Here is a 20,626-nt window from a genome sequence, read left to right as displayed (position 1 = left end):
GCCGTGCGAATCGAATTCGTCGAAATAGCGAACTTCAGAAAGCTGCTTTCGACGCGAGTCGGCCTCTCACCTGAGAAAACCGTATTCGTCGGAGCTAATAATAGCGGCAAGACCTCGGCAATAACAGCCTTACGCTATTTCCTTGTGGATCGCGAGCGCTCCAGTTTTTGCTTCAACGATTTTACGCTTGCTCATTGGCCACTGATCAACGCCATGGGAGCAGCATGGGAAGCCGCGCACGTTGCGGTTCAGCCGCTACCAGAGCCTATCTGGGACACAGTGCTGCCGTTTCTCGATGTCTGGCTACACGTCGCCGAGAATGAAGTGCATTACGTTCAGAAGATCCTTCCCACCCTTGATTGGGAAGGCGGACGGTTAGGTGTACGGATGCGCCTAGAGCCGAGGGACACCCTTCAATTGCAGCAGGAATATGTGACGGCACGTGTGCAAGCATTGACGCTGCAGGCCGCCGGCGCTGCTCTCGCCCAAGAGCAAGGCAAGGCTGCCGCCGAATTTCAGGTGGCGATCTGGCCGCAAAACCTCGCTGAATTCTTACAGCGCCGGTTAAAGGCATTTTTCACGGTCAAAGCCTATGTGCTCGATCCGGCTGCTTGTGTCGATCCGGAGCATGGCGTGGCCAAGCCGCAGATGCTCAATGGAAGCGAGCCGATCGACGGCGACCCGTTTCGCGGCCTCATTCGGATCGACGAGATCAGCGCGCAGCGCGGCTTTGGTGTCCCTGGCGACGACAATGACGATGAGGCCACCGTCACCGCCAGTGGATCGCGAAAGCTGTCCGTCCAACTTCGCCAATACTACACTCGCCATCTCGATCCCTACGAGAGCCCGGATGCACAAGACCTCCTGGCGCTCAGGGCAATTGAGGAGGCCCAGCAGGTCTTCAACCTACGGCTTAGCGAGGGCTTTAAGAGCCCACTCAAGGAGATGCACAAGCTCGGTTATCCGGGCGTCACGGACCCAAAGCTGAACATTTCGACACGGTTGCGCCCCGTTGAAGGACTGAATCACGATGCTGCCGTGCAATTCGTTGTGCCCATCCGTGACGGTGAAAGCGCCACCGATTTGTATCTGCCAGAAGATTCCAATGGGTTGGGCTACCAGAACCTCATCTCTATGGTCTTCCGCCTTATGGCCTTCCGTGACAGTTGGATGCGGGTTGGCAAGGCTAAGCACAAGGCGTCCGACGACACGATCATACCGCCTTTGCATTTGGTGCTTATCGAAGAGCCGGAGGTGCATCTTCACACTCAGGTCCAGCAGGTTTTTATCCGTCAAGCGCACAAGATTTTACGCAACCACGACGACCTGCATGCGAGTCCGAGTTTTGTGACGCAGATGGTGGTGAGCACTCATTCGAGCCACGTTGCCCACGAGTGCGAGTTTGATTCCCTGCGTTATTTCCGTCGCCTGCCGGGCGGTGAAAAGGCGATTCCGACCTCGTGCGTCGTTAACCTTGAAAACGCGTTCGGCGCCGACCCGGACACTAAACGCTTCGTGACCCGCTACGTGCGCGTAACCCACTGCGACCTATTCTTTGCAGATGCCGCTGTTCTTATCGAGGGGCCGGCCGAACGAATTCTTGTGCCCAATTTCGTAAATTACCATCCGGAATTCGAGAAGCTCTCGGAAAGCTATATCACCTGGCTCGAAATCGGAGGCAGCCATGCCCACAAGCTGCGCCGCCTCATTGAAAAAATCGGCCTCACGACACTGGTCATTACCGACATTGATTCCTGCGATGCCGCAGGCACCAGCGCCCCACCGTTGCGGGGCGCAGCCTACACGACCCGTAACGCCACCCTGCGGACATGGTGGCCTGTTATCGATGATCTCGAACCGTTGCTCAACAAGCCTGAGATCGAAAAGGTCAAAACCTATGCAGACGAGAATTTCTCGGTGCGTGTTACCTACCAAGCACCTATCCAAGCAATGTTTAAAGGCACTACGACCGAGGCACTTTCCTACACTTTGGAAGACGCGATAGTAATGGCTAATCTCGATTTATTCGAGACATTGCCGGGGACCGGGCTTATTGCCAAGTTTCGCGCTGCCATCGCCAACAGCGCCGATCTGACTGCCTTGAGCGGGGCGCTCAAGACCGCACTCGAAGGTGGAGGAAAAGCTGAGTTTGCACTGGACTTGCTTGAGATCGAAGACCCGCTTTCGCTGAAACCCCCGGCCTACATCCGCGAGGGCTTGCTGTGGCTGGCAGCCCAGCTTGAGCGCAAACAGGTCGAACTCGGGCTTGCTCAGGCTGCCGCGCCCGGGGGGACCGCACCGTGAGTAATGTTACCATAGCATCGTCGAATGTTACGGCCGACGATCACGTCGAAAGTGAACTGGCCGGGTTTCTGAACCTGGAAAAGCCTACGAGCTTTTTTCTTTTTGCTGGCGCCGGTTCGGGTAAAACGCGATCACTTGTAAACGCACTGAATTATCTACGGAAAACCTACCGCGATCCACTCCGCCTGCGCGGACGGCAGGTCGCCGTCATCACCTACACCAATGCGGCGTGCGACGAGATTACACGGCGAACCGGATACGATCCGTTGTTTGTATTACGTACTATCCACAGCTTCGCCTGGTCGCAGATACAGGGGTTCAACGCCGATATCCGTGCTTGGTTGAAAGACAACTTACACCGCGAGATTGACGAGCTTCAGGTCGAAGAGGCGAAGGGCCGACCAGGCACTAAGGCGTCAGCTGCCCGTCAAGCTCAGATTGAGTCCAAGCAACTTAGGTTAGAACGGCTCGCTGGCATCAAATCCTTCATCTACAACCCAAATGGCGATAACCGGGAGCGTAACTCGTTAAATCATAGCGAAGTCATCAGAATATTCTCCACGTTTCTGCTCACGAAACCGCTCATGCAGCGCATATTTGTCGAGAAGTTCCCGTTCTTGCTGATCGACGAAAGCCAGGACACAAGCCGCGCACTTATTGATGCACTGCTCGCCTTGCAGAAAGCGCACGCCGATCGGTTTTGCCTGGGCTTGATCGGCGACACGATGCAGCGTATCTACCCGGACGGCAAGGAGCGGATCGAAAGCGAAATACCGCAGAGCTGGGCGACACCAGAGAAGAAGCTAAACCATCGCTGCCCCCGCCGAATTGTGCGGCTTATCAATCAGATTCGTGGTGGCGCCGACAATCACAAACAGGAGCCGCGTGATGATCGGCCGGAAGGTTGGGTGCGGCTCTTTGTGTTTTCTGTCGATTCACCGGATAAGCCTTCCCTGGAGCAAAGAGTCCGAGACTACATGGCGGAGCTGGCTGGTGATCAGGATTGGATCGATCCCAACAAGTGCAAAATTCTGACCTTAGAGCATCACATGGCCGCCCGCCGGATGGGCTTCCTGCAAATGTTTGAGGCATTGGCTTCCGTGGATGATTATCGGACAGGCCTTCTCGACGGTAGCTTTGCACCGACGCGGTTCTTCACCCACTATGTGCTGCCGCTCGTCACGGCGCAGCAGAACGGCGACAAGTTTGGTGTGACCAAGCTAGTGCGAGAAAACTCCCCGCTGCTCAGTAAAGGCAGCCTGAAAGACAATGAAAAGCCGATTTTGCAACTTCGCTCCGCCCAAGCCGCCATCGACAGTCTGATGGGTCTGTGGGCTAGCGGCGAACCGACCTGTGCAGAAATTGCGGAGAACATCGCCTCGACAAATCTCTTCACTGTTCCCGATCCTCTAAAGGCGACTTTGGCTGCCAAGCGCGCTGCGTCCACCGCAGTTCCCGATGCTGATGAGGCCGATCCCGTCAGCGAGCAAATCGCCGCTCTCATTTCCTTCCTCGAATGCCCGTTCTCGGAGATCGCACCATATGCAGCTTATGTGGCGCACGAGGCTCCATTCGACACTCATCAGGGGGTGAAGGGATTAGAGTTCGAGCGCGTCATGGTCCTAATGGATGACGGCGAGGCCAGGGGCTTTCTCTTTGGCTATGACAAGTTACTGGGCGCCAAGGCGCCAACCGCCGCAGACATCAAAAACACCCAAGAAGGTAAGGAAACCTCCCTCGACCGGACTCGGCGCTTGTTCTATGTTACATGCAGCCGTGCTCGATCTAGCCTGGCTCTCGTGGCCTATTCTCCCGATCCGGCTGCAGTTCGAGCGCACGTCATCGCAAACGACTGGTTTGCTACTGACGAGGTTGTGTCAGAGCTGCGGCCTCACGACGGCGGGCAAGTGCAATCTTGAGGGGCTCTCGCCCGCCACGCCGCTTGTGATGCTTTACTTTGCGCGACCTGTTTGTCTGCACCACGAGATGCTATCGGTCGTCTGGCTTGAACATATTCCGCCAAGATTCTCGATCAGCGGGAAGCATAGAGAACGCCGATTCTACGACGCGACCACCTTCGCTACGCTACACCGTGATAGCGGGCCACGCCCGGTACCGATGATCACTGCGTTTACGTTAAGCCCTATGTAAGCGTCCGGCCATTGACGTATAGCGAAACGGTCTAAAGCTGGGATAGCTGGCCTCCTTCTGGAGACTCATAAGGAGGCGGCTGGTGGAGGGTGAGATTGTCGGGCGGGTTGAGCGGCGCCGGCAGTGGTCGCCGGCCGAGAAGGCTGCGTTATTGGCGGAGGTCGAGGCGGCCGGCGGTCGGGTATCGGTGGTGGCGAAGCGGCACCGGATCTCGGAGAGCCTACTCTACAACTGGCGATCGGCGTGGAAAGCGGCGGCCAATCAGCTGCCTGCGCACATGGTGACGCACGCTGCGCCGGATTTTGTGCAGCTTGGGGTGATTGCGCCGGCGCGGGATGATGCGCCGGTGGCGCAGCCGGCCACGACCGAGCCGACGAATGGACGCGGTGCCGGGCTGACGCTGGCCGAGCGTGTCGGGGTGATCGAGATCGACCTGCCCGACGGTGTTCGAATCCGGCTCGATGGCGGGGTGAATGAGAAGGCGCTGCGGCGGGTTCTGCAGGCAGTGCGGGAGGGCCGATGATCAGCCTTGCTCCGGGCACGAAGGTGTTTCTGGCCTGCCAGCCGATTGATTTGCGCGCCGGGTTCGATGGCTTGGCGGCGCGCGTGCAGCAGATCATCGGGGCCGACCCATTCAGTGGTCATTTTTTCCTCTTCCGTGGCAAGCGCGGCGATTACCTGAAGGGCCTGCACTGGGACGGCAGCGGCCTGTGCTTGTTTGCGAAGCGCCTGGAACGCAACAAATTCGTCTGGCCGCCGATCGTGGAAGGGTCGCTAACGCTGTCGCCGGCCCAGCTCGCCCTGCTAATCGAGGCGATGGATTGGCGGCGGACGATAGCACCGCCCGCACCGCTGCGGCCAATGCTGGTTTGATCGGGCAGCGATTCGGGATTGATTCTGGTGGCGGCGATCGGGGCTTGGTAGGATTTTGGCATGTCGCTCGCCAGCGCCGCTCTGCCCGCCGATCTGGACGCGCTCCGCGCCTTTGCGCTGGCCTGCCAGCAGGAGTTGGCGGCGGCATCGAGTGAATTGCAGGCGGCGAAGTTTGGGTTGCGGCTTCGCGTCCTCGAGATCGAGAAGCTGAAGGTGCAGATTGCGCGGCTGCGGCGGATGGCGTTTGGCCGCTCGTCCGAACGGCTCGACCGGCAGATCGGCCAGCTCGAATTGCAACTTGAAGAATTGGAGACCGGTGCGGCCGAGGCGGCCGGCGATGAGGTTGCGGAACCAGCCGTCGACGAGACGCCCGCGCCGATCAAGCGAAGCGCCAAGCCGAAGCGCGCGCCGTTGCCGGACCACCTGCCGCGCGAGATGATCGTGCATGAACCGGCGCACGGCGCGGCCTGCACTTGCACCGCATGCGGCGCGGCGATGGCCAAGCTTGGTGAAGATGCCACCGAGGTGCTCGATTACATCCCCGGCCGGTTCCAGGTGATCCGGCACGTCCGTCCGAAATACGCCTGCAAGCGCTGCGATGAGATCGCGCAGGCCCCGGTCCCCAACCTGCCGATCCCGCGCGGCCGCGCGACACCCTCGCTGCTCGCGATGATCGTGGTGTCGAAATATCTCGTTCATTTGCCGCTGTACCGGCAGAGCGAGATTTACGCGCGCGAGGGCGTTGATCTGCCTCGCTCGACGCTCGCTGACTATGTCGGCCAGGCGGCGTGGTTTCTGGCACCGATCGCCGAGGGTATCCGCGCTCATGTGTTCGCCGCGGAGAAAATCCATGGCGACGACACGCCGGTCGCGGTGCTGGCACCCGGCCTCGGGCGCACCCGGACCGGTCGATTGTGGACCTTCGTGCGGGACGATCGGCCGTTCCGCGGCACCGCCCCGCCGGCCGCCGCCTACTTCTTCAGCCCGGACCGCAAGGCCGAGCACCCGGCCGGGTATCTGCACGGCTTCAACGGCTTTCTGCAAGCGGACGCCTATGCCGGATTCGCGGCGCTCTACGATCCAGACAGGAAAGATCCCGGCCCGATCACCGAGGTTGGTTGTTGGGCGCACTGCAGGAGAAAGCTGTTCGACGTCTGGGAGGCGACCAAATCGCCCGTCGCACGCGAGGCGATCGACCGGATCGCCGCGTTCTACGAGATCGAGGCAAACGCCCGGTTCACGCCGCCAGACGAGCGGCTCGCCCGTCGCGCGGCCCTGCCGGAGTTGCTCGACGGCTTCTTCGCTTGGGCAGAAGCCACCGAGCGGAAGCTCTCGGCGAAATCCGCACTGGCCGAGGCGTTCCGCTACGCCATCACCCGCCGTGCCGCCCTGACACGCTTCGCCACCGACGCCAGGCTCGAAGCTGATAACAACATCGCTGAAAATGCCATCCGTGGAATAGCCCTCGGACGCCGCAACTGGTTATTCGCCGGCAGTGACGAGGGCGGCCATCGGGCAGCGACGATCATCACAATCCTGCAGACCGCCAAACTGAACGGCCTCAATCCCCAAGCCTATCTCACCGACACGCTCACCCGCATTGCTGACGGCCATCCAATCAACCGGATCGATGAACTCATGCCGTGGGCAATCGCCGCAAGAGCCTGACCCCAGTCTGAACCAGCCCAACGAGCCGCCTACCCAGACCAACGGCTTGCGGCGGACGCTTACAGCCCTATAATGGCGGAATTCGCGACAACGTGGCGGCCCCCTTATTAAAATGAAGAGCCGAGAACAACCTTCCCGCCATTTAACACCGCCGGAACCAGTTTTGCTTTAGGGTTCACGCGTTTCAGCTCTATACCAAGCGACGAAACCTCATCCTTGGGCGCTCGCCAACCAAATATTACGCCTGTCAGGTGAAGCTGATCCACATCGCGCAGAAAGAGGCTGCTATCTTGGCGGCAGGCATTGAGTGCGGTCACAACCCGCCATTCTCGCTCATAGGACCAGTCCGAAAGCTTCGAGAAAAGGAGGCGATCTTGAGTGGATGGGTCAAATGTCATCCCAGTGAATTGGTCTCCGTAAATAACCCGCTTGGGGATGTTGAGACTTCCAGTGTTGTCACCGTTGAAGGTTCGCTCCAGATTGTTGAAGACGGCTACGAAGCCCTTAGCTAAGTTGGCGTAATGAGCCCACATTGGAAGGGAATCATATCTCTCCGAAAGGGATAATATCCCAACTCTGCTTCGTATGTTTTGTATCGTCGCAAAGAGCTTCTTCTCCATGTAATCGAGATCATCATACACGGCTATGGATAGTATCCGATTTGCTTCCTCTAGCGTCCTTGGTGCCGGTATAACCTTTTCTCCCGGTGACAGAAGGTCAAGAATCGCTCCCTGACACTGAAGCCACTCAAACTGATCCTGCGTCATCCCATTATTTCGTAGAGCTTCCAGTGAAGCCCGAACTGCCGGGCGGTCCATCACCGGCGTAAGTTCAGACGGATCATTGAGTTCTTCAATCGGCGTGAATTTCAAAGAGCCTCTCGCCATGTTCTGGACGGCACCCGCTGATCCGACAAACTTAAATAAGCGCATCGAACTCCCCTCAGTTGCCCAAAATCGGCGTCGTATTCGAGTCTACTGCCGCGCTAAATCGGCGGTCAGGTCGTACTGTAGCGTAGGCTGGCGGCCAAGTGAGATTCGAGCACTGATGTCGAAGCAATCGGCTCGCCCTGATACGTTATGCATGCTGGTTTTTGGAAGTTAGCTAGTGGCCCGTGGCGTCTGAGCTCTATGCAGCCTGTTCAGGTTTTTGAGGAGAGCGGAGCAGTGCCGTGGCGATAGCATTGGCTACCTTGTCAGCTGCTGCTCGCACAGGGCCGGTTTTGAGATGCGCATAGCGGGCCGTGGTCTGGACTTGCGTGTGGCCCAGCAACCGGCCAATCATCGTCAGGTCCTCTCCAAGCTGGAGGGCATCCGAAGCGAAGGAATGGCGCAGGTCGTGGATGCGGACATCGTCTAATCCGGCCCGCTTGCGCAGTCGCCGCCATGGGCGCTGCATATCAGTGAGGTGCTGTCCCTCAACTTGACCGGTGATGACATAAGGGTTCCCCTCGATCTGGGGGACGGCCTTGAAAGCATCAGCGGCCGCCTGGCCGATGGAGACCAGTTTCGCGCCGCTTTTGGAATCTGGTAGCCGCAAAACCCCAGCATTGAGATCGACATAGGCCCATTTGAGCTTCTGGATTTCGCTGAGACGGCAGCCGGTCAGCAGGAGTAACTGAATGCAGTTAACAGCTTCTCGCTCTGCATTGGACTCGCGTAGCACCTTACCGAGCCGGGCGAGCTCCTCGGCGGTAAGGTAGCGCTCGCGTTTCTCTTCCTTGTAGCGCTTGACCTTCCAGCAGGGGTTTACCCCGTCAGTGCGGACGCCCCAGGTATGGGCAACCGTGAACATGATGGAGAGGACGCCGAGCGTCCGATTAGCCTGGTAGGGCGTTGTTTTCATCGATTGGTGAAGTTCGACGATGTCGGCTCGTGTCACATCGATAATGCGATGGCTGCCGATCTTTGGATTAATGAACAGCTCGACCGACCGCTTGTATTCGGCCTGGGTCGTCGGCTTGCAATGGATGGCAACATGCTCTTCCAGGAACCGCTTTCCGAATTCCTTCATGGAGGGCGATGCCTTGCGCCGGTCGCGTTCGGCAGCCGGGTCGCCACCCAGCCGGACAATAGAGAGGTGCTTCATAGCCTCCGTCCGGGCGTCCTCCGCGGTGATGGCTCCGTGGAGACCGACATTGACGCGTCGGACTCGGCCGCCGGCCCGGAACTGGGCAAGGTACATCTTGCGACCAGAGGGGTAGACGCGCAGGCCGAAGCCCCTCAGCTCATCGTCCCAGATGAAATACTCCTGCGCCCCCGGCGTGGCGGCATCGACGGAACGTTTCGTGATTTTGGCCATGGAACATCCTCAGAACGTCGGAATCTCCGGAATCAAACCGGAATCACTTGGAAGAAAAGTTGGGTGATTGAGGTCGAGGGTGAGCGTAGGCTCAAAACTAAAAATAGTCAATAAAAACAGGCAATTATAGTGGTCTAGCGTAGTGCGGGGGGAGTGGGTGAAAACCCACGAAAAGGGCAGGGAAAGAACTCATAACCTGAAGGTCATAGGTTCAAATCCTATCCCCGCAACCATCATGACTTGCGATCCATCAGAGCCCGTACCCGCAAGGGACGGGCTCTTTTGCTGTTTTCCAGCCGCCGCAATCGTCAGAATGCCTGCCAGATCGCCCCCAACGTCGATCTCGAGTAATCCGCCCGCCGGCGTCAACACGATCTCGGACACCAGTGAACGGATGACCTCGGCCGCCTGCGCTCGGGTTTCGTCTTGCTGGAGAGCCTCATGAAGTGCCGCAACTCGCTCGCGGTAAATCACGGCCATGCTCGGGTGCAGCACAGGCGGTGGTGTCTCGGCAGAAGCAAGAAATTCCTGTAGCTCCCGCTTGCGCCCTTCAAGTTGTTTCATTCGGGCGTGCAGAGCGTCAGCGGCACCATCATCCTTCAGGAAGCGATCTACCAATCGCTCAAGATCTCGCTCGATCCGCGGGATTTCTGATTGTGCAGCGTTGATGTTTGTGCTCGCCTCTATCCTCCGTTCATTCATACGTCGAGTGAACTCGTCGCAGAACACGGCAAATAGCTCCGGGTTCATCAGATGGTCTTTCAGCGCCGTCAGTACTCGGGCTTCGAGCTGGTTGCGCCGAATGTTCAGCCGATTGTCGCACGTGCCCTTGTTGCGCGCCGTCGAGCAGCCGACGAGATCGGCCGATACCATCGAATAGCCGCCGCCACAGCTGCCGCATTTGGTGAGGCCGGTGAGCAGGTACTTGCCCCGCTGGCGTTCATGCAGACGGTTGGAATCGCCGGTCTCACGGTCAGCCTTGACCGAGCGCTGCCGTGCCTTGGCTTGGTCCCATAAATCCTGGTCGATAATCCGTAGTTCGGGCACGTCCAGGGTGATCCATTCCGATTGCGGGTTCATCCGCGAGACCCGCTTGCCGGTATCAGGATCCTTGATGAACCGCTGCCGGTTCCAGACCAGCCGGCCGATATACATTTCGTTGTTGAGGATGCCATTGCCGCGCTTGAGGTTGCCGTTGATCGTGCTGAAACCCCAGTCGCCGCCACTGGGCGCTTTGATCCGGTCCCGGTTCAACTCCGTCGCGATGCGCTTGGGCGATTTGCCGCCGGCATAGTCCTCGAATATGCGGCGGATTATCGAGGATTCAGCCTCGTTGATCGTCCGATCGCCCCGTACCGGGTCGCCATTAGCAGCGAACTTCTTGACCACGTCGTAGCCGTAGGCATTGCCACCGCCGGACTTGCCGTGCTCGACCCGGCCACGCAGGCCGCGCCGCACTTTGTCGGCCAAATCCTTGAGGAACAGGGCGTTCATCGTGCCCTTCAGGCCGATATGCAAGTGAGTGACATCGCCCTCCGAAAGGGTGACGATGCGCACGCCGCCGAACTGCATGCGCTTGAACAGACCGGCGATATCTTCCTGATCGCGTGAAAGCCGGTCCATCGCCTCGGCAAGGACGATCTCGAACCGGCCGCGCGTCGCGTCCTGGATCAGTTCCTGGATGCCCGGCCGAAGCAGGGATGCGCCAGAGATCGCCCGATCGGTGTAGCTATCGACGATCGTCCAGCTCTGCTTTTCGGCGTGCAACCGGCACAGCCGCAACTGGTCCTCGATCGAGGCATCGCGCTGGTTCTCCGACGAATAGCGGGCATACAAGGCGACCTTCGGCATGAGCCTCCTTCTCAGCGCCGCGACAGATGATCCTCTATCGGCGCCGTCGTCTCATCATAATACGCATCGGCCGCCTGTCTAGCGAGTAATCGCACCATCGCGACCAGCCGTGGGTCCAGCCCCGTGCCATCTGGCGTAAAGCGCAGCCCGTCGTGTGGCGACCCGTCAGGTATTGGTAGGGGAACGATCTTGGCTTCCATTGCTGTCAAACCGCACTGCTACGCGAAATCAACATTCTACTCAGTAGGGTGGCCATGGGACGCGGGGGAGATGCTGATGCTGTCCATCGCGCGAATGCTGACGATTGGTGCTTTTATCGAAATATTTGCGGCAAATACTTGCGCGCGCGCCGGCCAGCGCGCGCATGAGGAGATTGGAGGGCAAGATCTTGGCGGTGACCCATGAGTCGCGGCGTCGAGTTGAGATGGCTTCAGGGTCGGCGATACGCAGGTTTGCCCAGACGGCGGGTTTCGTCGCGCAAACGACGGCGTGGCCAGGTTTTGAGAGGGAGAGTGCCGAGCGGTTTTCCGCGACGGGCATGTAGGCTGAGAGAGAGGCTCTTGGCCGGCCTGTCGCGGAGAAGTCCCATGAACCAAAGTGTTGTTCCCCAGAGCCGTAGTAGCGCGCCCAGCCCGGCCATCGGCAAGACTCCCCTCTCGAGTGTGACGGGTGCCTATAAGGTCGATATCTCGCGTGGCGAGCGCATCGGCCGGGTGTCATCCGAGTGGTTTTCCCGGCCTGACGACGAGCGTTACCTCTCGCTGAGCGCCCTCTACGGTGCTGTTCGCGCGCGGGCGGACCGCGCCACCGCGCGCACCGTCGAGACCCGAAACCTGCGTGTCGAGGCGAGCCGCGACGATGCCGAGCGGATGTCCTTGATCGTGCCCGGCCGCGACGAGCCGGTCGCACCAACCCATTGGTCGTTCGGCCAGATGTGCAGCCTGGTGGGGGCGCCCGCTGGATATCTGCGTCAGCTGCCGGCGCCGCTGGCCGGCATCAACATGCAGCATGGGCTGCTCTCGCACCGGGCGGAGATGATCAAGACTTTGGAGGTGGAGGATGGCCGGGTTGAGTTGCGCGCCGTCACCGGGCCGGATTATGGCCGCATCTGGGATCATGAGCTGATTTCAGCCGTCATGCGGATTGCCGGCGACGGCACCGGCGATACGCGCTGGAAAGTGCCAGGTCTGCTCGATTGGTCGAGCATGACCCATAACCCCTACGTCGAGGTGACCAAGGACACCACCACCCTGTATGCCAGCGACCGCGACGTGTTCCTGTTTCTGGTGGACGACACCAACCCGATCGAGGCCGGCCGCCTGCCGAATGGCGATCCGGATCTCTACTTCCGAGGCTTCTATTGCTGGAACAGCGAGGTCGGCTCGAAGACGCTCGGCATCGCCTCGTTCTATCTCCGCGCGGTGTGCATGAATCGCAATTTGTGGGGCGTGGAAGGCTTCGAGGAGATCAGCATCCGGCATAGTAAATTTGCCGCCCACCGGTTCGCCCATCAAGCTGCACCCGCGCTGGAACGCTTCGCTACCTCTTCCCCGGCGCCTTTCGTCGCCGGCATTCGGGCCGCACACGAAGCGATCATTGCCCGAAAAGATGAGGATCGAGACGCCTTCCTCCGCAAGTACGGCTTCAGCAAGACGGAGACGGCGAAGGTCATCGCCACGGTTCTCGACGAAGAAGGCCGACCTCCCGAGAGCGTGTTTGATTTCGTGCAGGGCATCACCGCGCTCGCCCGCTCCAAGCCGAATCAGGACACAAGGCTGGAGCTTGAGGGCAAGGCCAAGATTTTGCTGGAGCGTGCCGCCTGATTGACGTGAAGCCGAGAAGCCGCATCCTGGTTCTACGACTGTCTGCTCTGGCATTTTCATGCTTTCTGACTTCATTCCTGCGGCCCGCGCTTTCTGGCCGCTGACGATGGCGTCGAGGCATCGTTGACTAACCAGGACGATTCAGACCCGGCGTCACTGTGGCGGAATGATCCTCGCCTCGCGGGGCAGCTTCGGCCGTCCCGCACCCGTTTCCATTTCCCATCCAACCCCATTCAAAAAGCCTGGCCCGTGCTGGGCTTTTTGCATTTCTGGAGATAAGAACATGGCCAACTATCACACGCCTACCGTCATTCAGCCGACGATTCCGGACGTGGACATGACGCCGCTGGAACGTCTTCTGCTCTCCCATATCTTCAGTGCCGAACCCGATGGCGACGGATTGTATTTCTATGCCGATGAATGTCCGGCCGACATGATCTGGATAAACCGTTCTGAACTCAAAACCGCTCTGGCCGCGTCCAAAGCGGCCGACAGCGACGCAAATGCCTACATCGCGGAGCAACTTTCAGAAGCATCCACGGACGAGGACGAGATCGAGCTGGATCTCAGCATGACATCGTGGAAGTTTCTGTTCAAAAGCATCGTGAAGCGCTCGCTCACGCTTCGTTATATCACGGCGGTCTCGGCCTTCACCTGTAGCCGGATGCGGCCGGACGGATGGGGCGGCATGGCGATATTTATCACCGCCGATGGCATCAAAGGTCAATCGACGAACGACTTCCTCGAAGATTGCCTTGCCGAGATCGAGACCGGCACTGCGGATGAAACGCACAACCTTTCCGTCAACAACGGCGAACATTCGGCCGGTTCGTAGACGATAGCCGAACGCGGACGCCGCAAGCATCAGGCGGTGAGCACGTTGACCTTCCGGCGTGCCGCCGCCGCCAGCAGTGCGGCATCGCAGGACGCCAGCGGCGCGCTTTTGCGGACGGCCAGTTCGAGATAGGCGGCGTCGTAAAGCGTCAGATTTTCCTCCCGCGACAGGGTTCGCGTCGCACCCCAGGCATGGCTGTCGGTTTCCTCGTCGCTCTTGATTGCGAGGCGTCCAAGCCGCGTCAGCGACCGGCCGGCATAGGCTTCGTCGCAACGGCCGCGCCTGACCGCATTGCGCAACACATTGGCAACCTCGAGCCGCCACAGCGAAGGCACGATCGCGCCCTCGGCGACCACACGGCGCATCACCGCATGAGCAGCTTGGGTCCGCTCATCGTCGAACAGCCAGGCGATGGTCATGGACGCGTCGAGCACAAGACTCATCCACGCCGTCCATCGTCCAGCAAGTCCCGAATGGAAACGCCACCGAGGGAATGGCGGCGGCTCTCGGCGATGATTTCCTCAGCCGCGCTCTCCGCGTCCTGGCGCGCCTGAGCATGCGCCGCCCGCCGGTGGACGACGATGTCGCCGTCCAGCGTTTCAATCTCCACCTTTTCGCCGTCGGTCAGGCCCGCCATACGCGCGACGTCCATGGGGACGCGAATGGCAAGGTTCTTTCCCCATTTTCCAACAACTGTGTGCGACATTGTCGATTCTCCTCGTGGGATAGTCTGTCATATCCCTGGCCCGGACGCAACGCCCGGATTGGTTTGATCTCGGCCACAATGTGACAGGACGGGAGGACGTCGGGGGAGGCCGGTGCGATCAAGACCGCGGTCAGCCGGGTTCGCCCGACCGGCTCTCCCACCACCCGCCGTCGGGAGAGCCAGAGTGCGATCGGCGTTCCGTGACGGGTCGACAGATCAGGGAGAGTGGCTCCCGGTGGCTCCGTCATGGAGACAGATCATGCAAGCCGGATCAAACAATTCTGACGATCACCGCTACGACGACCTGATCGCCCGGGCACTGGCGACCGAGGGTGGTCATCTTTCGATCGGCCGGGGTGGGTTTATCCTCGGTACGACGATGGCGCCCGGCTCTCCGGCTATGATGCCGAGCCGATCAAGGCCGCCTGTATCGAAGCGGGGTTAACTGTGATCGATAGCCGCAGGCTCGATTTCGCCGCCGTGGTACGGCTGGCGCTGCATGGACCGATGATTGCTGTCGGCATACCGCCCGATCCGCCGCCGCACGGTGCGTTCAGCTACGCGCCGTTGGGCGTGATTGCCGCCGCCTATCGTGCCGCCGGTGCCGAAGTGTTCAATCTCCCGGATGGACCGGCGGAGGATCACGGTGGTGATCGCGGGGTTTGAGGCCGTCATCGAGGGAGAGGGCGGACCGAAGATTCGTGACGGTGCGATAGGTTGGGAGAGTGGCTTCCAGCCGCCCGTCGCGGAGTTATCGACATGGCTAAAACCGTTCAGAAGATCACCCTCAGCGCGTCGCGCGACATCCCCTTCAACCAGCTGGTGCTCAGCCAGGCCAATGTCCGGCGGATCAAAGCAGGCGTATCGATCGAGGAGCTGGCTCTGGATATCGCCCGGCGCAGCCTGCTGCAGAGCCTGACCGTGCGGCCGGTGCTCGACGCCGATGGCGCGGAGACCGGCATGTTCGAGATCCCGGCCGGCGGGCGTCGCTTTCGGGCGCTGGAATTGCTGGTCAAGCAGAAGCGGCTTGGCCGTACCGCGCCCATTCCGTGCGTGGTGCGTACCGAGGGCACGGCCGAGGAGGACAGCCTCGCCGAGAACGTCCAGCGCGCGCCGCTGCACCCGCTCGATCAGTTCCGCGCCTTCCTCACCCTGCGGGAGAAGGGGCTGAGCGAGGAGGAGATCGCGGCGGCGTTTTTCGTCGCGGTCACAGTGGTGAAGCAGCGGCTGCGGCTTGCCGCCGTCTCGCCCAAACTGCTCGATGTCTATGCGGAGGACGGCATGACGCTCGACCAGTTGATGGCCTTCACCGTCAGCCCCGATCACGAACGCCAGGAGCAGGTCTGGGAGGCGATCCAGCGCTCCTATAACAAGGAGCCGTATCAGATCCGCCGGCTGCTGACAGAGGGTGCGGTGCGCAGTTCCGATAAGCGGGCGCAATATGCCGGCGCCGCCTACGCTGCCGCGGGGGGTGCGGTCATGCGGGATCTGTTCCAGCCGGACGAAGGCGGCTGGTTGCAGGATGCCGGGTTGCTGCAGCGCGTGGCCTGCGAGACGTTGGAGCACGATGCGACCGTGATCCGTGCTGAGGGCTGGAAGTGGGTCGAGGTCGCGATCGACTTCCCGTATGGCCATACCTACGGGCTGCGGCTGATTGCTGGTGAGCAGCCGCCCCTGACCGAGGCAGAAGGTGCAAAGATCGAGGCATTGCGGGCCGAAGCCGAACAGCTCGAGGAAGCCCATGCGAATCAAGACGAATTGCCGGAAGCGGTCGAGCGGCGCTTGAACGAAATCGAGACCGCGCTGATCGCGATCGAGGCACGCCCGGTGATCTACGATGCAGCCGATATCGCGCGTGCCGGTGCCTTTGTCAGCATCGACGGGTCCGGGCGGTTGCGTGTCGAGCGCGGTTATGTTCGTGCTGAGGACGAGCCGCCGGTCGCCGAGCCGGAGCTGTCCGATCCTGACGGCGACAGCTTCTCATCTGGCGACACCCGGCAAGAGGCCGACGACGATGAAGGGGCGGGCTCTCAACATGGACCGCATTCCGATGCGGCGCATGCGGCGCCAAGGGGTGACGGTGCCACATCACAACTCGAAGCGCCGGAGGAAGACGAGGGTATTCGTCCCATCCCGGACAGATTGCTGACCGAACTCACCGCCTATCGCACGCTCGCGCTGCGTGACGTGCTCGGCGCCGATCCGGCAACAGCCTTCCTTGCTTTGCTACACGTCCTCTGCCTCAAGCTTTTCTATCGCTACGGTTCTGATTCCTGCCTGGAGATCGAGCCGAAGAGCGTGATGTTCGGCAACCATGCGCCAGGGCTGACCGACACGCCCTTAGCGGCTCGGGTCGATGCGCGGCACCGCAGCTGGGCCGAGCAACTGCCGGAGGACGCCGGCACGTTGTGGGACGCGCTGCTGGCTTTCGATACCGACAGCCGCGAGGCGCTGTTCGCCCATTGCGTGTCACTGACCGTCAATGCGGTAAATGAGGCCTGGAGCCGCCGGCCCAAGGCGATCGCACACGCCGACCGGCTGGCGGACGCGGTGTCACTCGACATGGTCGCGACCGGAGGCTGGGAACCCACCGTCGATAACTTCCTTGGCCGAGTGACCAAGGCGCGTATCCTGGAAGCGGTGCGGGAGGTGAGGGGCGATGCCCTCGCACAGTCGATCGACCACCTGAAGAAGGGCGAGATGGCGGTTCGGGCGGAAGAGCTTCTGGCCGGAACGGGCTGGTTGCCGGAGCCGCTGCGCGCGCCCGGCTGGCAAATGCCTGCTATGATCGTGGAGCAGATTACCGAAACCACCGAGGTGATTGCCACCACCACGATGGCAGTTGAACCTTCGTCGGTTGGGGACATGGAAACGTCCGTCGATCCGGTGGAGATCGGATCCGACACCGTGATGATCCCGGCGGACGACCACGTGATCGCCGCCGAATAAGCCCAAGCGCCTAGCCAGCCACCGAGGGACCCGTCGATTGTGACGGGTCCCTTTCGTTTTGAATGCCAGGACCATGTCGATGTCAGCATCCGAACTGGCGCGCCGCCTTGCGCGCAACGCCGAGACGGTCTGCCGCTACTATCTTTCCAATGGCCATCGCGAGGGTCGCTATTGGCTGGTGGGCGACGTCGCCAACACGCCGGGCCGCAGCCTGTTCGTCCGCCTGACCGGACCAGAACGCGGCAAGGGTGCCGCCGGCAATTGGACCGACGGATCCACGTCTCAGCATGGCGATCTGCTTGACCTCATCGCCTTGAACCGTGGCCTCGATCGGTTCCGCGACGTGCTCGACGAGGCGCGATCATTCCTGAGCCTGCCGCGCGATAACCCTGCTGATCGACCCTTCGGACACGTGCCATCCCCAGTAGCGCGGGGATCAGCCGACGCGGCACGCCGGCTGTTTGCCATGGCGCAGCCGATTGCCGGTACCATCGCCGAGACGTATCTGCGCCGGCGTGGCATCACGGCTTTCCATGGAATCGACGCCGTTCGCTTCCACCCAAGCTGCTACTATCGGCCACACGCCGAAGCACCAGCCGAGATTTGGCCGGCGTTGATCGCCGCCGTCACCGATCTCGACGGCAAGCTCACCGGCGCGCACCGCACCTGGCTCGATCCCACCGGCTTTGGCAAGGCGCCGGTCGTAACCCCACGACGCGCGATGGGCCATCTTCTTGGTCACGGTGTCCGGTTCGGTATCGCGGACGACGTCATGGCGGCCGGCGAAGGCATCGAGACGATGCTGTCGCTCCGATGCGTTCTGCCCAAACTGCCGATGGTCGCGTGCCTATCGGCCAATCATCTCGCCGCCCTGGTTCTGCCATCCACGGTTCGTCGCCTCTATATCGCGCGCGACAATGACAAGGCGGGCCGTCATGCGGCGATCCGACTGCGCGACCGGGCCAGATCGGCCGGGATCGAGGTGCGGATTCTCTGGCCGGTGACCAACGACTTTAACGCCGACCTGCGCCGGTTCGGCGCAGACGCTCTGCGGGCACGGCTATGGGCCCAGCTTGCCCCGGAGGATGCCGCGCGCTTTGCATCGGTTGACTCCGGAACCGGGCCTTCAGCGTGAATAGGCTGATCATTGCCGTGCCAGGAGCTGGTCGCCAGTGCCGCCTGTCCTGCGTCCGGGAGTGGGCCGTGCCCTCGGCCTTCTGAGAGCGGCGATCGGGCCAGAGCCGGGCCGGAGCTGCAACGGCGGCCGGCGACTATTTTCCGCCGCGGCCCGGCATCGGCGCCAACGAGACGCAACATCTCACATCGGCCGCTTTGCATCGCGAGGCAAAATAGCCGCCGCCCGCCGTCCTCCGCTGCGCTTCGGTCGAAGGCGGTGCAGCCCCGGCCCGCCCCCGGCCAAAGCATCGCCGTGAAGGCCGCGATGGGCGCGGCCACCCGAACAAGGACACCGATCATGGCGACCAATCCGCTTCCCCAGCACGACGAACACGAGCCAGCTCACGCTGCATCGCCGACCGCCCGGCTTCTCGACGAATTGCAGCTTTACGGACATCGACCCTTCCAGGACGAACCGGACCCGCGCCCATTGCCCGAAGCCTGCCAACTCGAAGGCGCACTTGCCGATATTTTCGACGCGTTGGTCACCAGTTTTACCGACACGCGTCTCGAACCCGACCTCGCCGATCTGCTCTGGTCGCAGGTCAATCTGTTCCACCGGACGGCTGACCGCGTGCAACGCGCCCTCGACACCAATGAGGACCATCAACGCCGTAGCCAGCAAAACCAGGATGGCTCGGAAATCCGCTCAGTCGAACTGGAACGCCTGATCGCCGAGGGGCTGACGCTGATCGAACGGCGCAATGCCTTTGAACTCCTCCGTGACGCCGCGGCTGAATTGTTCGAGCGCCACACCGGTTCGACCTGGCGCCCGCGCGCCGGATCGATGGTCAATCACCGCACTCTGACCGCGGCGATGATCGACAGCCGGGACTTCATCGCAGCCAAACGCCGCGCCGAGACCGAAATTCTTCTTCCGGCCGGACCCCGCATCGCCTTCACCGGCGGGGTCGATTGCAACGACCACGACCGCATCTGGGCCGCCCTCGACCGGGTGCATCGCAAGCACGCCGACATGGTGCTGTTGCACGGGGGCAGCCCGCGCGGCGCAGAACGCATCGCCGCCTGCTGGGCCGATCACCGCAAGGTCACTCAGATCGCCTTCAAGCCCGAATGGGCCCGGCATAACAAGGCCGCACCATTCAAGCGCAACGACCGGATGCTGGAGGTGATGCCGATCGGGGTGATCGTCTTCCCGGGCTCCGGCATCTGCGAAAACCTCGCCGACAAGGCGCGCGTCCTCGGCATCCCGGTGTGGCGGTTCGGAGAGGGCGGAGGCGGCTGAGGTTCCGCCTGCGAAGTAGGTGAAGCGCCGCCCGCTCTCAATGAGAAGCAAGTCCTGCGGTCGCCGCCGACAGGAGTTTGGCCGTCATCGCAGGACGAAGTTGCTGAACCTTCGAATTTATAGCCGATCGACCGGGTGCGGTGCGGCGGCTTTGCGCTCGCTGTAACGATCGACCAGATAGGCGCTGCGATCGCGCAGCAGAAGCGTGAACCGGAGCAACTCCTCCATCACGTCGACCAGCCGGTCGTAATAGGCCGAAGGCAGCATCCGTCCGGCTTCGTCGAACTGTTCATAGGCGCGGGCGACGCTGGACTGGTTCGGAATCACCACCATGCGCATCCAGCGGCCGAGCAAACGCAGCGTGTTCACCGCGTTGAAGCTCTGCGATCCGCCAGAAACCTGCATCACCGCAAGCACCCGGCCCTGGGTGGGGCGCACGGCACCTTCGGCCAGGGGAATCCAGTCGATCTGGTTTTTCATCACGCCGGTAATCGCGCCGTGCACCTCGGGACTGCACCAGACCTGCGCTTCGGACCAGAGCGAGAAGGCGCGGAGTTCCTGGACCTTGGGATGATTGGTGGGTACGGTGTTGGTCACCGGCAATTCGCGCGGATCGTAGATCCGGGTTTCGGCGCCCATCAGATCGAGCAGCCGGGCGGCTTCCTCGGTCGCGAAACGCGAATAGGAACGTTCCCGCAACGAGCCGTAGAGCAGCAGCACGCGAGGCTTGTGGGTTGCGCGGG

18 protein-coding genes are annotated in these 20,626 nt (G+C 61.2%); 12 read left to right on the top strand and 6 right to left on the bottom strand.

Annotated features, from left to right (window positions below; all coding sequences use genetic code 11):
• Window positions 1-3: 3 nt before the first annotated feature.
• The 5 genes from AiwAL_RS16335 to tnpC all read left to right on the top strand — a co-directional run bounded on the left by AiwAL_RS16335 (window position 4) and on the right by tnpC (window position 6,996).
• Entirely contained in the window at window positions 4-2,304 is a 2,301-nt protein-coding gene (locus tag AiwAL_RS16335; RefSeq protein WP_262313081.1) for an AAA family ATPase, read from the top strand.
• Window positions 2,301-4,223 carry a UvrD-helicase domain-containing protein gene (locus AiwAL_RS16330; protein ID WP_262313080.1) on the top strand — a complete coding sequence of 641 codons (1,923 nt, stop codon included), beginning with the start codon at window positions 2,301-2,303 and terminating at the stop codon, window positions 4,221-4,223. The genes AiwAL_RS16335 and AiwAL_RS16330 overlap by 4 nt, the downstream gene beginning before the upstream one ends.
• A 314-nt stretch (window positions 4,224-4,537) precedes the next feature.
• Entirely contained in the window at window positions 4,538-4,978 is a 441-nt protein-coding gene (tnpA, locus tag AiwAL_RS16325; protein ID WP_262313079.1) for an IS66-like element accessory protein TnpA, read from the top strand.
• Complete coding sequence (gene tnpB / locus AiwAL_RS16320; protein WP_262313078.1) at window positions 4,975-5,328, top strand: IS66 family insertion sequence element accessory protein TnpB; 354 nt, start codon at window positions 4,975-4,977, stop codon at window positions 5,326-5,328. Before tnpA ends, tnpB begins: the two co-directional genes overlap by 4 nt.
• A gap of 60 nt (window positions 5,329-5,388) precedes the next feature.
• Entirely contained in the window at window positions 5,389-6,996 is a 1,608-nt protein-coding gene (gene tnpC, locus AiwAL_RS16315; protein WP_262313077.1) for an IS66 family transposase, read from the top strand.
• 107 nt (window positions 6,997-7,103) lie between these two features.
• Here tnpC and AiwAL_RS16310 read toward each other — a convergent pair whose 3' ends face one another.
• From AiwAL_RS16310 to AiwAL_RS16300, 3 genes are all read right to left on the bottom strand, one after another.
• Complete coding sequence (locus AiwAL_RS16310) at window positions 7,104-7,928, bottom strand: DUF2971 domain-containing protein (protein WP_262313076.1); 825 nt, start codon at window positions 7,926-7,928, stop codon at window positions 7,104-7,106.
• 196 nt (window positions 7,929-8,124) lie between these two features.
• Window positions 8,125-9,297, bottom strand: a complete 1,173-nt coding sequence (locus AiwAL_RS16305) for a site-specific integrase (RefSeq protein WP_262313075.1) — start codon at window positions 9,295-9,297, stop codon at window positions 8,125-8,127.
• A 189-nt stretch (window positions 9,298-9,486) separates the two neighbouring features.
• Entirely contained in the window at window positions 9,487-11,148 is a 1,662-nt protein-coding gene (locus tag AiwAL_RS16300; protein ID WP_262313074.1) for a recombinase family protein, read from the bottom strand.
• A gap of 276 nt (window positions 11,149-11,424) precedes the next feature.
• On the opposite strand from AiwAL_RS16300, the gene AiwAL_RS16295 reads away from it, so the two are divergent.
• From AiwAL_RS16295 to AiwAL_RS16285, 3 genes are all read left to right on the top strand, one after another.
• Window positions 11,425-11,553, top strand: a complete 129-nt coding sequence (locus AiwAL_RS16295; RefSeq protein WP_262313073.1) for a hypothetical protein — start codon at window positions 11,425-11,427, stop codon at window positions 11,551-11,553.
• A 182-nt stretch (window positions 11,554-11,735) separates the two neighbouring features.
• Window positions 11,736-12,971, top strand: coding sequence for a DUF932 domain-containing protein (locus tag AiwAL_RS16290; protein ID WP_231844423.1), 1,236 nt, complete (start codon window positions 11,736-11,738; stop codon window positions 12,969-12,971).
• Between the two features lie 283 nt (window positions 12,972-13,254).
• Window positions 13,255-13,806 (top strand): hypothetical protein, encoded by a 552-nt coding sequence (locus AiwAL_RS16285; RefSeq protein ID WP_013640770.1) that lies wholly within the window; start codon window positions 13,255-13,257, stop codon window positions 13,804-13,806.
• Between the two features lie 29 nt (window positions 13,807-13,835).
• Here the strand turns inward: AiwAL_RS16285 and AiwAL_RS16280 are convergent, their stop codons facing one another.
• Both AiwAL_RS16280 and AiwAL_RS16275 read right to left on the bottom strand, forming a co-directional pair.
• Window positions 13,836-14,249 (bottom strand): type II toxin-antitoxin system VapC family toxin, encoded by a 414-nt coding sequence (locus tag AiwAL_RS16280; RefSeq protein WP_013640769.1) that lies wholly within the window; start codon window positions 14,247-14,249, stop codon window positions 13,836-13,838.
• Window positions 14,246-14,512 carry an AbrB/MazE/SpoVT family DNA-binding domain-containing protein gene (locus tag AiwAL_RS16275; protein ID WP_081479258.1) on the bottom strand — a complete coding sequence of 89 codons (267 nt, stop codon included), beginning with the start codon at window positions 14,510-14,512 and terminating at the stop codon, window positions 14,246-14,248. Before AiwAL_RS16275 ends, AiwAL_RS16280 begins: the two co-directional genes overlap by 4 nt.
• 447 nt (window positions 14,513-14,959) lie before the next feature.
• Between AiwAL_RS16275 and AiwAL_RS16270 the strand changes: the two genes are divergently transcribed.
• From AiwAL_RS16270 to AiwAL_RS16255, 4 genes are all read left to right on the top strand, one after another.
• Window positions 14,960-15,178, top strand: coding sequence for a hypothetical protein (locus AiwAL_RS16270; RefSeq protein ID WP_235705086.1), 219 nt, complete (start codon window positions 14,960-14,962; stop codon window positions 15,176-15,178).
• Between the two features lie 93 nt (window positions 15,179-15,271).
• The gene (locus AiwAL_RS16265) at window positions 15,272-17,461 is read left to right on the top strand and encodes a ParB/RepB/Spo0J family partition protein (protein WP_013640767.1); all 2,190 of its coding nucleotides are present in this window, start codon (window positions 15,272-15,274) and stop codon (window positions 17,459-17,461) included.
• Between the two features lie 73 nt (window positions 17,462-17,534).
• On the top strand, window positions 17,535-18,596 hold the full coding sequence (locus AiwAL_RS16260) for a toprim domain-containing protein (RefSeq protein ID WP_235705084.1): 1,062 nt from the start codon (window positions 17,535-17,537) through the stop codon (window positions 18,594-18,596).
• Between the two features lie 339 nt (window positions 18,597-18,935).
• Window positions 18,936-19,883 carry a DUF2493 domain-containing protein gene (locus AiwAL_RS16255; RefSeq protein ID WP_235705083.1) on the top strand — a complete coding sequence of 316 codons (948 nt, stop codon included), beginning with the start codon at window positions 18,936-18,938 and terminating at the stop codon, window positions 19,881-19,883.
• A 117-nt stretch (window positions 19,884-20,000) separates the two neighbouring features.
• Here the strand turns inward: AiwAL_RS16255 and arsH are convergent.
• A partial coding sequence (gene arsH, locus AiwAL_RS16250) for an arsenical resistance protein ArsH (protein ID WP_262313072.1) occupies window positions 20,001-20,626 on the bottom strand: 626 nt, incomplete at its 5' end.

The sequence above is a fragment of the Acidiphilium sp. AL genome (assembly GCF_025499445.1).
In the GTDB taxonomy this organism is placed as follows: domain Bacteria; phylum Pseudomonadota; class Alphaproteobacteria; order Acetobacterales; family Acetobacteraceae; genus Acidiphilium; species Acidiphilium iwatense.
The sequence above is the reverse complement of the archived record's forward strand: the minus strand, read 5'-3'. Positions and strand labels throughout refer to the sequence as shown.